Source organism: Chitinophaga sp. 01L420 (assembly GCF_056399985.1).
The window spans coordinates 81120-95655 of sequence record NZ_JBFTSK010000023.1 but is presented as its reverse complement, the minus strand read 5'-3'; the positions used below and the strand labels follow the sequence as shown (position 1 = coordinate 95655).

Annotated in this window: 9 protein-coding genes and 2 tRNA genes; 9 read left to right on the top strand and 2 right to left on the bottom strand. The window is 47.2% G+C overall.

All coding sequences use genetic code 11. The features are described from left to right. Positions 1 to 7: 7 nt before the first annotated feature. The 5 genes from AC1DP6_RS21265 (at position 8) to AC1DP6_RS21245 (ending at position 3739) form a co-directional block, all read left to right on the top strand. Entirely contained in the window at positions 8 to 1126 is a 1119-nt protein-coding gene (locus AC1DP6_RS21265; protein WP_477056606.1) for an acyltransferase family protein, read from the top strand. Between the two features lie 200 nt (positions 1127 to 1326). Further along, positions 1327 to 1400, top strand: a tRNA-Arg gene (locus AC1DP6_RS21260). A 145-nt stretch (positions 1401 to 1545) separates the two neighbouring features. After that, positions 1546 to 1622: transfer RNA gene (locus AC1DP6_RS21255), tRNA-Arg, on the top strand. A gap of 552 nt (positions 1623 to 2174) precedes the next feature. Then, the gene (locus AC1DP6_RS21250) at positions 2175 to 2702 is read left to right on the top strand and encodes an FEKKY domain-containing protein (RefSeq protein WP_477056605.1); all 528 of its coding nucleotides are present in this window, start codon (positions 2175 to 2177) and stop codon (positions 2700 to 2702) included. Between the two features lie 29 nt (positions 2703 to 2731). Continuing rightward, positions 2732 to 3739 carry a glycoside hydrolase family 130 protein gene (locus AC1DP6_RS21245; RefSeq protein ID WP_477056604.1) on the top strand — a complete coding sequence of 336 codons (1008 nt, stop codon included), beginning with the start codon at positions 2732 to 2734 and terminating at the stop codon, positions 3737 to 3739. Here AC1DP6_RS21245 and AC1DP6_RS21240 read toward each other — a convergent pair. Together AC1DP6_RS21240 and tkt are read right to left on the bottom strand one after the other, a co-directional pair. After that, positions 3724 to 4473: an HAD-IIB family hydrolase gene (locus AC1DP6_RS21240; protein ID WP_477056603.1), complete on the bottom strand. Its 750-nt coding sequence runs from the start codon at positions 4471 to 4473 to the stop codon at positions 3724 to 3726. The two genes, AC1DP6_RS21245 and AC1DP6_RS21240, sit on opposite strands and share 16 nt — an antisense overlap. Before the next feature lie 9 nt (positions 4474 to 4482). Then, positions 4483 to 6555 carry a transketolase gene (gene tkt, locus AC1DP6_RS21235; RefSeq protein ID WP_477056602.1) on the bottom strand — a complete coding sequence of 691 codons (2073 nt, stop codon included), beginning with the start codon at positions 6553 to 6555 and terminating at the stop codon, positions 4483 to 4485. A 416-nt stretch (positions 6556 to 6971) separates the two neighbouring features. Here tkt and AC1DP6_RS21230 point away from each other — a divergent pair, with 416 nt between their 5' ends. Genes AC1DP6_RS21230 through AC1DP6_RS21215 form a run of 4 tightly spaced genes read left to right on the top strand, consistent with a single transcriptional unit; the run spans position 6972 to position 14534 of the window. After that, positions 6972 to 10103, top strand: coding sequence for a SusC/RagA family TonB-linked outer membrane protein (locus AC1DP6_RS21230; RefSeq protein ID WP_477056601.1), 3132 nt, complete (start codon positions 6972 to 6974; stop codon positions 10101 to 10103). 18 nt (positions 10104 to 10121) lie between these two features. Continuing rightward, entirely contained in the window at positions 10122 to 11486 is a 1365-nt protein-coding gene (locus AC1DP6_RS21225; RefSeq protein ID WP_477056600.1) for a RagB/SusD family nutrient uptake outer membrane protein, read from the top strand. Between the two features lie 26 nt (positions 11487 to 11512). Next, a complete protein-coding gene (locus AC1DP6_RS21220) occupies positions 11513 to 12862 on the top strand; it encodes a DoxX family protein (protein WP_477056599.1) in 1350 nt (449 codons plus the stop codon). A gap of 10 nt (positions 12863 to 12872) precedes the next feature. Next, entirely contained in the window at positions 12873 to 14534 is a 1662-nt protein-coding gene (locus tag AC1DP6_RS21215; protein WP_477056598.1) for a hypothetical protein, read from the top strand. The last annotated feature ends 2 nt before the right edge of the window (positions 14535 to 14536 follow it).

Genomic DNA, 14536 nt, shown 5'->3' with positions numbered 1-14536 from the left:
AAAATAAATGATGCAGACGATAGCCGTAAAACAAAGATTATTATCACTTGATTTTTTTCGTGGTCTCACGGTAGCCGCCATGATACTGGTGAATAATCCTGGTAACTGGAGTTATGTATATGCTCCTTTAGAACATTCTAAATGGAACGGCTGTACGCCTACAGATCTGATTTTTCCTTTTTTCCTGTTTATTGCAGGGGTGGCCATTCCCTATGCTTTGGGGAGCCGCAAAGAGGACCCCGGGCAACACCGGGCACTCATATGGCAGGCCTTGCGACGGGGGGCCACCATCATTGCATTGGGCTGGTTTCTGAACCTCTTCCCCAAATTCAACTTTGCACACCTGCGATTTCCGGGGGTATTGCCACGTATAGGGGTTGTGTTTAGTATCTGCGCTATCTTGTTTATTAAAACAAGCCGGCGTACGCAGATCTGGACCGCAGCCATATTATTGCTGGCCTATTGGGTGATGATGACGGGTATCCCCGTACCGGGAATAGGAGCGCCGAACCTGGAGCCGGAAACCAATCTGGGCGCCTGGCTGGACAGGTTAGTCTTTACACCGGCGCATCTGTGGTCAGGCTCTAAAACCTGGGATCCGGAAGGTATTTTAAGTACCATTCCTGCCATTGGTACCGGTATATTCGGTATGCTCGTGGGGGCCTGGTTGCGGAGGAAAGACAAAGACGATGCAGTGAAGGTGTCCTGGATGTTTGTGTACGGTTTTGGAAGTGTAGTGCTGGCGCTGATATGGGATCCRTTTTTTCCTATTAATAAATCGCTGTGGACGGGTTCTTTTGTGCTGTATACCGGCGGATTGGCTACCATGGCGCTGGCGGCGAGTTATTGGCTGATTGATGTACAGGGACATCAGCGCTATCTGACACCGTTTGTGGCTTTTGGCCGTAACGCGATCACGGCTTTTGTATTATCGGGCCTTGTTCCCAAGCTCCTGGGTTATATCCCCGTAAAGGATACCAATCTGCATGAATGGTTCTATCAGACCGTTTTCGTTAGCTGGTTGTCGCCTTACCATGCTTCCTTAGGCGCTGCCATACTGCTGGTACTGGTAATCCTGGTGCCGGTGGCTATTATGTACCGGAGAAATATCATCATCAAAATTTAAGCGACGTGGGTACCTGTTATCATTAATCCGATAGGGGTGTACTAACGGAAGCGGCTGCACGAAATATCCCGCTTTTCCCCAACCAACGCCCCATTAGCCTGTTGCGTATATCCATTGACGGTAGTCTTTCAAAAAATATTTTAAGTTTTTTTTGTTTAATTTAAAACAATTCCTACATTTGCAATCCCAAACGGGGAAATGGCTTCATAGCTCAACTGAATAGAGCATTTGACTACGAATCAAAAGGTTTCTGGTTTGAATCCAGATGAGGTCACAAAAAAACAGAAAATGCTGCAACACTTGCAGCATTTTCTGTAAAAATAAAAAATCTGAAGAAAAGCTATCAGGTATAAAAAGTTGAAAAATAATTTGTTAGAATAAAAAAATGTTCTACATTTGCAATCCCGAAAGGGAAATACGGCTTCATAGCTCAACTGAATAGAGCATTTGACTACGAATCAAAAGGTTTCTGGTTTGAATCCAGATGAGGTCACCAACTAAAGGACGAACGCGAGTTACATCGGTTCGTCCTTTTTTTATGCCCGCATGTTTCCTCTCTTCCTGGCCTTTTCTAGCAGGTTGATTAATTTGTATGTGTTATAGTTATAATATACTTTGCAGATGGAAATTAAGGATCAGGTTGAAAACCTGGGGGACAGTGTAAATTTTAAGCATAAAATGTAGTCAATCTATAAAGGAAGAACCCTACAGATCTAAGCCTGGCAGCTGCCCGAAAGCGGGTACCACGGATATTTTAGAAGGAATTTTTTATTGCATTAAGAACCCCCATCATTATAGTCAACATTACCTCTTCACTATGGTGACTTTGTCGATCCTATGCTTGAGACAGGCAATGTACCTATAGAAGCACCGCAGCAGAGGTGGACTTGATGTGGACTTGATGCGGGGGGACCTCCGGATGTACAACCGAATAAGAAGTAGGATGGAGGTCAGAATTGGCCATAGCAATGCTGCTTCAGTACCAGGCTGTAGCTGCGGAAAGAGATATTGAATTACTGGCTAGTATGAACAAAATTGAATTTCTTATATGAAAACACTGTTAGTCATTATTCTGTTGAGCGCGGTTTCAAGTAATGCTTTGGCGCAGTCTAAACAAAAAGAAAAGATCCGTCTGCTAACCTATGGGCTACCTTATTTTGAGAGAATACCCTTTGAGGAGCAGGTGGCTGCTAAATGGGGCATTGAATTGTATGATATAGGCGGTTGTGTTATCGAACAACAGCTTATGGATAGTGCCAAACGGGTAAATGAGGTAGCCGAAAAGAAAATAATCGGGAAGTACGGGAAGGACTGGCGTGAAAAATTTAACCGGGAGATAGATGCCTTATTTGCTACACCGGAAAGAGCCGCAGATTTGGTCACCTCCCAGGATTATATCCGGCAGGAGGAGCGGAATTTAAGGGCATCCGGCGACAGTCTCCACTATACCTGGTCCGCCACCCGCAAAAAAGGCGTTTATCACGTATTGGTTTCCGGTTCAGCAAAAAATACTATCTTTTACAAGTTGTTAGTAGATTATCCTCAGAGCAAAGTATCCATACTCAGCCGGCGATAATTATTTTACCCAACCGGAAACCAGGAATTATGATACGGATCAAAAAAGACGGCGTGTTGTTAAAACAAACAGCGCTGGAATTTGAAAACGAAGGTGTGTTAAACCCAGCTACCATCAGAGACGGAGATCAGGTGCTTTTCTACTACCGGGCAGTCCAGCAGGGGAATCATTCCAGCATTGGTTTTTGTAAACTCAGCGACCCGTTAACCGTGTCAGAACGCATGGATAAACCTATTCTCTTTCCGGAACATGACTATGAGGCCAAAGGACTGGAAGATCCACGGGTAGTGAAAATAGACGATCTGTATTATCTTACCTATACCGCCTTTGACGGGGCAAATGCCTGTGGCGCACTGGCCACCTCTACAGACGGTATCAACTTTAAAAAAGAAGGACTGATTGTGGCCCAAATGGATTTCCCCGAGTTTAAGAAACTGGCGTCTACCAATACCACACTCAGTGATAAATACACGCTCTATAACGACTTCAATCCCAAACTATGGGATAAGGATGTGCTTTTCTTTCCCAGGAGAATTAACGGCAAACTGTATTTCCTGCATCGTATAAAACCCGATGTACAGCTGGTGGCGATCAATGAACTGTCGGAACTAACGCCTGCTTTCTGGGAAGATTATTTTCTGCATTTTAAAGATCATATCCTGCTCACATCAAAGTATGAACATGAAGTGAGTTATGTAGGAGCGGGGGCTCCGCCGATAGAAACGGAGCATGGTTGGTTACTGATCTATCATGGTGTGCACGAAACAAAGCATGGTTATGTGTACGTAGGTTGTGCGGCTTTGCTGGACCTGGATAATCCCATGAAAGAAATTGCCAGATTACCGCATCCGATACTGGTACCTGAGCGGGCATGGGAAATCAGGGGAGATGTAGATAATGTTTGTTTTCCTACAGGCACCGCCGTATTTGACGATACCCTGTATATTTACTATGGCGCCGGCGACGAGGTGATCGCGGCTGGCAGCGTTAGTTTAACCGAGTTACTCAACGAATTACTGGCTCATAAAACAGCATAACAGGCAACAATGGTTTCTATTACCCGCTTGGTTTCATCCGGGTCGCGTACCTTGATACAATCTACCCCGGCGGTTTTAGCAGGATAGTCGTTGCCACCGGGAAAAATAGCATCTCCGGCAAAAAGCATTTCTGCAATAGAAATATGCAAAATGTCTCTCAGCTTATGGATGCCGTAAGCCTTGTCTATGCCGGGTTTGGTAATATCCACAGAAGTGGTGCCGCCCAGGTTGATTGCAAACTCCGGAATGATGTTAACCAGTAAGGCTTTCATCTGTTGTCTTTTGGCAAAATCAGGATCCCACTTTTTCTTTTCTTCCAAAGGAGCTTCCTGTCCCAAAGCGGAAAAAGTAATCTGGCTGCCACGGTCTTCTATCTGTGAACCCCAAACCTGCGGTGGCGTATAGCCTAGTTTATCTACTACACTACTCAATGCGTCAATAATTTTCTTTTTCTCTTCGGGTGTGAAATTCTCTGCATACAACTGCTTCCATTCACTGGTGTATTTGTAGAATTGTGTGCCGCAGGTAGGTAGAATAGATAAGTGTTGCAGGCGTTCATCTGCGGGCAGATGGGCCAGTACCTGTTTCTCAAACTGGGGCCAGGCGCCGCCGGAAATAATGGCGACCCTGGCCACCTGCAGGAGCGCAGAAAGTAAGGCACTCATTTCATCATCTATGGCAGATTTACTTTCGGCCAGGGTACCATCCAGGTCAAAGACCACGAGTTTTTTCATGAAGCGGAATTATTTTTTCAGCAATGTCAATGCCTGCTCACAGATGTTGTCAACGGTGAAACCAAATTCACGCAGCATCACCGGACCAGGTGCAGATGCGCCGAAACGGTCTATCGCAATGTTGATGCCTTTATCACCGGTATAACGATGCCATCCCTGCGAAATTCCTGCTTCAACAGATATTCTGGCGCTTACGGCAGGAGGCAATACCTGTTCGCGGTACTCCGGTGTTTGCGCTTCGAATAATTCCCAGCTGGGCATGGATACAACGCGAACGGCTATACGGGATTTCAGTTTTTCCTGTGCCGCTATTGCGAGATCTACTTCTGATCCGGTAGCGATGAGGATCAGCTCCGGCGCTGCATTTGCAGCATCTGATAGAATGTACCCACCAAAACGTAAGCCGTCTGCTGACGCGTATTTACTGCGATCCAGCGTAGGCATGTTTTGCCTGGAGAGAATCAGCGCTATGGGTTTATCTGGTAACAGTATCGCCATTTGCCATGCAGTAATGGTTTCGTTGGCATCACCCGGACGGATCACCACCAGTTCCGGGATGGCCCGTAAGGCGGCCAGCAATTCTACCGGTTGATGCGTAGGACCATCTTCTCCCATGGCAATGCTGTCGTGCGTAAACACATAAATCACTTTCAGCTCAGACAATGCTGCCAGTCGTATTGATGGACGCATGTAATCTGAAAAGGTGAGGAAAGTAGCACAGTAGGGGATGATGCCTCCGTGTGCCGCCATGCCGTTGCAAATAGCGCCCATAGCATGTTCGCGGACGCCGTATTGTATATTCCTGCCTTCATATCCCCATACACCGCCGGCAGCGCCCTGTAGATCTCCTTCTTTCATCAGCGGACTTTCAAAGTTCCCGGCATCTTTTAATTCGGTGTTGGTAGAGGTATTCAGATCGGCGGATCCGCCGATAAATCCTGGCAGGTGCGGAAAGAACGCCTGTATGATTTTGCCGGAAGCTGCCCGGGTAGCCAGCCCTTTGGCATCGGCAGGAAACGGCTTGATATCTTTATCCCAGTCTGCCGGCAAAATATCGTGTATCAATGACCGTAGTTCCTTTGCCAGATCGGGATATTTTTGTGCATAGATGACCATTTGCTCTTCCCATTTGGCAGCCTCTTGTTTGCCCACGTCAACGGCTCTACGGAAATGATCACTGGCTTCTGAAGGCACCAGAAAATCCGGTGTTAACGGCCAGCCGAGCTTTTCTTTGGTCAGCTTTACATCCTCAGGGCCCAGCGGAGAACCATGTGCTGATGTGCTGTCCTGTTTAGGAGAACCATAACCAATATGCGTGCGTACGAGTATGATAGAAGGACGGTCAGTTACTTCCTGCGCCGCCCGTATGGCCTGATCTATGGCTTCGAGGTCGTTGCCGTCAGCTACTTTTTGGGTATGCCAGCCGTACGACTGGAACCGCATCGCATGATCCTCTGTGAAGGTGACGGGCGTGGCTGAGGCTAGCGTGATACGGTTGTCATCGTATAAATAAATCAGTTTACCTAACCGGAGGTGTCCTGCCAGCGAAGCGGCTTCTGAAGCTACACCTTCCATCAGGTCACCATCACTGACAAGGGCATAGGTATAATGATCTATCACGGCATCGCCGGGACGGTTATACCGCGCAGCAAGATAGGCTTCGGCCATGGCGATCCCAACGCCGTTGGCAAATCCCTGGCCCAGTGGACCAGTGGTTACTTCTACACCCGGTACTACGCCGCGTTCCGGATGCCCTGGTGTTTTACTTCCCCACTGACGAAACTGTTTAATCTCTTCCATGGATAAGTCGTAACCGGTCAGATGCAGCAAACTGTACAACAACATGGAACCATGACCGGCAGATAATACAAATCTATCCCGGTTAAACCACTCGGGGTCGGATGGATTGTGACGCAGAAATCTTGTCCACAGCACATAAGCCATGGCCGCAGCTCCTAAGGGCAGCCCGGGGTGACCACTATCTGCTTTCTGTACGGCATCCACAGAAAGAAAACGAATAGTATTGATACATAATTCATCCAGTGTGGCAGGATTTGGAACGAGAGAAGTGTTGGTACTCATGGAGACTCCTTTTTAGGTGTGAAAAAGATCACACATAGGTCAACAAACATCATGCTCATAAGGTTGCCATAATATTTTTTAATTAGTCTACTGAAATTATAGACTTTTGGAAAAATATTGTATTATTGTACTCTGACGGCTTTCCGGGTCCGCTTTAGGGGACATTCATCCACCTGTTGACATACCCTGTATATCTTTCAAAATATATTCACCATGGACACATCATTACACTTAATGAGGAAATTTTGCTGCGTGGAATTTATCGACACCCGATGTTAGGGTGCAACCAATAAAAATAAAAAGGCCGGAACTGTTGGCGCAGTTCCGGCTGGTAATCAAGGCTGTTGGAGACATTTTTCAGTGATTGTATTTACATACTATCACCGGCCTCATTTTTTCATACCAAAGTAAAGATAATGAAAATTGCTATTGCATGCAGCTGCGGGCTGCTGCTGGCGGCTACCGCATGGTCACAGGAGCGGACTTCTCATAGTGCCGACACTACAAAATCTGTGCACAAAGCCGTTGTTCAGAACAACATTTCTCTTTCCGGAAGAATTATTGATGCCAAATCGCAATTGCCCATAGGAGGGGCACTGGTGCACATTAAAGGCACCACGCACGAAGTGCAGAGCAGCGCCAATGGAGAGTTCTCGTTTTTAACCGGCCAGAAAGTGCCGGTCATCTACCAGATTTCTTCCCTGGGCTATAAACTAAAGGAGGTATACGCAGAGAAATCCAATGCCGGCAATATCCTGCTGGAAGAGCTCAGCACCCAGCTGAATGACGTGGTTATAGTAGGTTATGGTACCCAGAAAAGGAGGGATCTGACCAGCGCCATTTCCTCCGTAAAAGGCAGCGATGTGGTAACGGTGCCGGTAGCAAGCTTTGATGCACAGTTGCAGGGCAGGGCATCCGGCGTACAAATCAATTCCAATACCGGCGTGCCCGGCGATGGGATATTTATCCGGGTACGCGGTACCACTTCCATCAATGCAGATAATAACCCGCTCTATATCATAGACGGCGTATTTATGAATAACTCCAGTCTGCAAACGGTGAATTCCGGTGGCCGCCTTTCTTCTCCGCTGGCAGATATTAATCCTGCTGATATTGAAAATATAGAAGTGTTGAAAGACGCCAGCGCCACGGCCATTTATGGCTCCAGGGGCGCCAACGGCGTGGTAATTGTTACCACCCGCCGCGGTAACTATAATAGCAAGGCGAAAGTAATAGCAGACGTTTCTACCGGTGCGGCCTGGGCCCCTAAACTATGGGACCTCACCACCGGCCCGCAACATGCAGAACTGGTGAACGAATTCTATAAAAATTCACTGGCAGATGCCACCGCCGCCAATGATCAGGCGGGCATCAAAAAGTACAGCTATCTGCCTTTCCGCGCATTAACAGACAATCCCACTCAAACACCTGCTCCGAGAGGCTTGCCGCAGGATCAGCATACATACGACCGCCTGGACGAAATTTTTCAGACAGCGCCGCTGCAGAACTATAACCTGTCCCTTTCAGGTGGCAACCGGGAAACGAAGTATTACTTCGGTGGCGGCTATACGAAACAGGAAGCGATCCTGAAGCCTATTTCATTTGAACGCGCCAGTTTTAAACTGAACATAGATCAGCGTATTAATGATCATGTAACCATCGGGTCCAGCAACAGCTTCTCCCGTAGCTTCCGCAGCCAGGGCCGCGCAGGTGATGGCCCGCAGGGAGGATTGTTACAGGCAGCATTACATACGCCTACCTATCTTCCGGAAACAAATCCCGATGGTTCACCCGCCCGCTGGGCCGGCTTCGACAACGTACAGGTACTGATTAATAACTATGACGTACATACGACAAGTTTGCGCTACATCGGTAACCTGTACCTGGATGCGACTTTACTGCCGGATCTGAAGTTTCACAGTAATTTCAGTATCGATTATAACAACTATAACGAATCCGAATACTGGAACAACCTCACACAACTCGGCGCCAGCCCCACTAACGGCCTGGCTACTTCCGCCATCACGCAGAATACTTCCTGGATCAATGAACAAACATTGTCGTGGCGTAAGCATGCCGGTGAAAAACATTTCTTCGGTGTACTCGTAGGAAACACGCTGCAAAGCAATACGGAAACGCTGACCTCTGCGCAGGGCTCCGGTTTCCCGAACAATTCCTATAAATATATTTCTGCTGCTGCTACCCGCACGGCCGCGCAAACATGGACCAGGAGTACCCTGACCTCTTTCTTTTCCAGGATAGATTATAACTATGCCGGCAAATATTACGTAGAAGCCAGCATCCGCGCTGATGGTTCTTCTAAATTTGGTGATAACTATAAATGGGGCTATTTCCCTTCTGTGAGCGCCTCCTGGCGGTTGAAAGAAGAAAATTTCCTGAAAACAGTCAATAGCATCAGCGATCTGAAACTTCGGGCCAGCTACGGTATTACGGGTAATCAATCCGGCATCAGCGATTTCGCTGCCAAAGGCCTATGGTCCGGTGGTGCAGGATATCCGGATAACAGCAGCGGTGATCAGCCGGGCACGGCGCCATTGCAGTTGCCCAACAAAGATCTGCGCTGGGAAAAAACCAGTCAGGCCAACATTGGCGTGGACCTGGGACTATTCAACGGCCGCATTAACCTGACCGCAGATGTGTATTCCAAGTACACCAGCGATGTATTGCTGTTGCTGCCATCAGCCGGTGCAACGGGCTTCTCCTCTGTGTATAGTAACGCAGGAGAAATCAGTAATAAAGGCTATGAAATTGGATTGAATACCACCAACATTACCACCCGTTCCTTTACCTGGAGCAGCAGTTTTAATATTGCCGGTAATACCAACCGTATCGAAAAGCTGCCTACACCGGTATACCAGTATAACCGCGACTGGATTATCATGAAAGAAGGATCACCGATGTATTCTTTCTGGTTATATAAACAGCTGGGCGTAGATCCGCAAACCGGTAACGTTATTTTCGAAGGTGCCAAAGACGGTAAACTCCCAGTATCTGCCCGGCAGGTAATGGGTAACGCCATGCCTAAGTTTTACGGTGGCTTCAGCAATACCTTCACCTATAAAGGTTTTGACCTGAGCATCCTGCTATCATTTCAATATGGCAACGATGTATATAACCTGAACCGCTTTTTCGGAGAGGGTGGTGGTACGAGAGATGCAAACCGCGTATTGTTTGCAGATCAACTGAACCGCTGGCAAAAGCCGGGTGACAAAACAGATGTACCCCGCCTCACCGCTTACGGTTTGAACTACACCGTGGATCAGAACAGCCGCTTCCTGGAAGATGGATCTTTCCTCCGTCTTAAATCACTCACATTTGGTTACACTGTACCAAAGTCTATCAGCGAAAGATTGCGTATTCAGCAACTACGTGTATACTTCATCGGTAGTAACCTCTGGTTGCTTACCAAATATACCGGACTGGATCCCGAATCGAATGTAACCGGTATACAAACCGTGCAGGGACTGGATCTTGGCACTCCACCGCAACCACGTAGCGTACAGTTTGGCTTAAACGTAACTCTTTAATTTTCTTAATCATCCTTTATGAAAACATATCGGAACTATATATCGGTATTCTTTTTCTCGCTGGCGACGATGTCCTGCAAAAAATTCCTGGACGTACAACCAAGAGATTCCGTGTCTGATGAACAGACCATCATTGATAAAACATCGGCCAGTACAGCATTGCGTGGTGTATACCGCAAGCTGGCCGCCGATAATTATTATGGTTCACTGTTCCAGACTTTTGGATACCTGCCCGGTGATAATGTGCAGTGGACCGGCTCCCAGTCTGTTATTCAGCAATTCATTACCCATAAAATATCCGCAGATAACGGCAACCTGCAAAGTGTATGGTCTGCTATTTATGCCACGATCAACGGTGCTAATAATGTAATCGCGAAAGTGCCGGTGGTGGCTGATGCCGCCTTTACTACAGCGGACAGGAACCAGGTGATCGGCGAAGCATATTTTATCCGTGCACTGAATTATTTTGATCTGGCCCGTACCTGGGGAAATGTGCAGATAACGTTAACGCCTACACTGGGTGCTGACGATAAAGCTGGTCTTAAAGGCAGCACCACTGCCCAGGTATATCAGCAGGTGCTGAGTGATCTGAATGCGGCAGACTCGCTGTTGCTGCCGCCGCCGGACAATGCACAACCCAATCCCGTACGCGCTAACCGCGAAACGGTATGGGCGTTGAAGGCACGTTATTACCTGTACCAATCTAATTGGGCGCAGGCAGAATTTTACGCTTCAAAAGTAATCAGCAATACAAAAAATTACGCGTTGCAAAAACCTTACAGCGCCTTCTTTTTCCCTGCCAGCGCTATTGCTACACGGGAGTCTGTATTTGAATTATCGTACAGCGCTACTTATCTGAGCGGGCATCGCGCCAACTGGCAGCCACCGGCAAACGGCGGTACCCGGCAGTGGGCGCCATCAGATGCTTTGGTGACACTGTTGAATGATCCTGCTATTGGTGGCAACCGCAATGCACTGATCGCAAAAACTTCTGCCGGGTTATGGTATGGAAATCTTTACTACCGGAGCCCGGCTACCGATCCGGCCTATATTATCCGGATTGCAGAGTTATACCTGATCCGCGCAGAAGCAGCGGCACAGCAGGAAAAACTACCACTTGCCAAAACAGATCTGGATCTGATCCGTGACAGGGCGGGGTTGTTGCCCACTACCGCAGCAGGTAAAGAAGGATTGCTGCTGGCCATTGAAAATGAAAGGAGAGTAGAATTTGCCCTCGAACCGCACCGCTGGTTCGACCTGGCTCGTACCGGTCGCGCTGCTACCGTGTTGAATATTACCAATACACAATTGTATCTGTTCCCGATACCGGCTAATGAAATCGCATTATCGAAAGGCAATCTGAAACAAAATGATGGTTACTGATCTTATCACCTTATAACAATCAACAAATGAGTAATGTCACTATTGGCGAAACACCCGCCTGGAAAGACTACGAGAAGATTGGGTTCAGGATATTTTTTATTTATTTCCTGCTGCAGGCATTGCCGCTCGACTGGAAATTTTACAGCTACCTTTTTTCTACCCGTCTTTTTCATCTTCATTATGAAGATATTTTTAACCTGGCCAATTATACAACACGGTTTAGCGCGGCTCCTGCGAGCTATAAGGACTGGATAGTTTTACTGGCCATTGCTATTGTGGGTGCAGGTATCTGGACCTATATAGATCGTAACCGCACCCGCGCATACGATGCGGCCTTTTATTGGTTGCGGGTAGTATTGCGTTACCGGCTGGCATTGGCGGTAATCGCGTATGGCTTTCTTAAAATCTTTACGCTGCAAGCACCTTATCCGTCTATCAGCAGTCTGAATACACCTTACGGAGCGTTTACCCGCTGGAAATTATTTTCGCTTAGTCTGGGCATTGTTCCTTCGTATGAGTTATTTCTCGGACTGGTAGAAGTTATTATTGGCGTGTTATTACTTTCCAGGAAGACAGCATCTATCGGTGCTTTCATTTTCCTCATTTTCTGCGGCAACATTTTCGTATCCAACCTGGCCTATGATGGCGGGGAGCAGGTATACAGCCTGTTGCTCATCACCTATGCGCTGGCGATCCTGAGCTTCGATCTGCAAAGAATTATAAAGCTGCTTATTTTACAACAGCCTACTGCCGCAGCTACTTTCAGGCCGGTATTTGATGGCGCAAAAAGATATGGCAGGCTGGTGTTGAAAACCGTATTCCTCTTGTATTTCATTGTGGTATATGGTATCAAAACCGGCGCCGGTGCCAAAAATGATCCTTATCAATATCCCGGCAGTAAAGGGTTACCGGCTATCAGTGGTCTATACAATGTAGCTACTTTTGTAGTGAATGGTGATACACTGGCTTACTCTTTAACGGATTCCCTGCGCTGGAATAATGTAGTGTTTGAAAAATGGAATACCATCAGCATCCGCTCCAACAAGCCGGCGCCAATAGATTCCAATAATCAGCACCTGGTATTACGTAATAACGCGGAACGGTTATACGAAATTGAAGGCACCAGTGGCCGGCATTACTACAGCTATATTGCAGATACGGTACAGCAGCTGCTTACGTTACAAAACAGGCATCCACAATTATCGGCGGAAACATGGTCGCTGCATTACAGCCGTCCGGATAAAGACCGGGTGATACTCAGCGGAATCACCTACAGCAGGGATTCCATCTATGTGGTACTGGAAAAAGTGAAGAAGACTTACCTGCTGGAAGAAGCCGCGAAAGGAAGTGGAAGAAACAGAAAATTAAAACTTTAAACTGATGATCATGTCTCATATCACTCCAACATTAGCAGATGAAACCGTGATCAGGGAAAGCGATTCCCAGGTGCCGCCTGCCATTGAAGCGCCTTTGGCGCAACTACCGGCCTGGAAGGAATATCAATTGGTTTTATTCCGTATCGCATTTATATTTTTTATTGCTATCTCTATTCCGAACAGCATAGAGTGGTACAAACAACTGGTGCAGCTTGATTGGCTTCACCTGAATTACCGCGATCTGTATGATATTGCGCGGTTTGGCTCTGGTATTAACTTTTTGGGCAGCACTATTTTCGGTAGTCAGTTGTTAGGATATGCCAACTGGATTACCACTGCACTGATAGCCACCGCCGGCGGGCTGATATGGACCGGCATTGTAAAGGCACGTAAGTTGCCCCGGAAAGAATATTACACTGCCTGGTACTGGCTGCGTGTAGTCGTTAGGTATAGAGCCGGTATCGGTATCATTGGTTTTGGATTTACCAAGCTATTACCAGTACAGATGCCTTATCCTTCTCTCGGTATTTTAAATACCAACTTCGGTGACCTTACCGCACAAAAAATATACTGGTTATCGGTAGGAATAGTCCCCTGGTACCAGGTGTTTGCCGGCGTAGTGGAAATAACGGCAGGTACTTTATTATTCTTCCGGAAAACAACTACGCTGGGTGCTGTTTTGTTGTTAGGCGCTTTGGGAGATATTGTATATGTCAACTTTGCCTATGATGGCGGGGTACATGTATACAGCAGTTACTTTGTACTGCTGGCCGCTTTGTTGCTGGTTAATGATGTACCTAAAATTTATCGTTTGCTGGTACAGGAACGTTTTACTGTACCCGTAAATTATTACCCTTCCTTTTCACAGAGGTGGCTACGCTATACGCGTGTTAGTCTGAAGTCTGCTACCATCTTCCTTTTCCTGGGCGTATTGTTTTACCTGCAGCTTATCAACTTCCTGTATGATCCTTATAAACAGCCGGCAGTAGCGGGTGTACAACAATTGCGGGGCAGCTACCAGGTAACGGAGTTTCGGTTAAATGACCAGGTGATTCCTTATTCACCACTGGATTCTACCCGCTGGCAGGAAGCTACTTTTGAGAACTGGTCCACGTTTACGTACCGGGTAAATACACCACATCCACTGGATCTTTCCAATGGTGGGGGCGATCCGCAACGGGATGTGAACCGGACTTTTGAAATAACCGGATTGGCAGGAGGGCAGCGTGCTTTCCACTATTATGCAGATGAAGTCAATAAAGTACTTTACCTGGAAGACAAATACAAACCCATTCCCGACAGGCGTAACCGCACGGCCGGTGTTGGCGGAGATGGTGGGGCACCTGTAGATGAAGCCGCAGAAAAGGCCGCCCGTAAACAGGGCGCTAAAGTAAAAGATAGCTGGATACCCGCAGAGGCCTTGAAAAATATTGGTGATGAAGCGTTGAAAATAGATCCGCTGGCATTATCTGCCCGGAGGGCAAAAGATTATGCAACTGCTCCTGCCACTGAAAACCGTAAACGTTTCATTGTAAAGTATGCAACAGATAACGGGGCGCATGTGGTACTGACGGGTGTAGATGAAAACAAAAACAATATTTATGTAGTGCTGGATCGCGTAGATAAAAAATATGCGTTAACACCCAGCACATTGAATGCAGGAAAATATTAGGG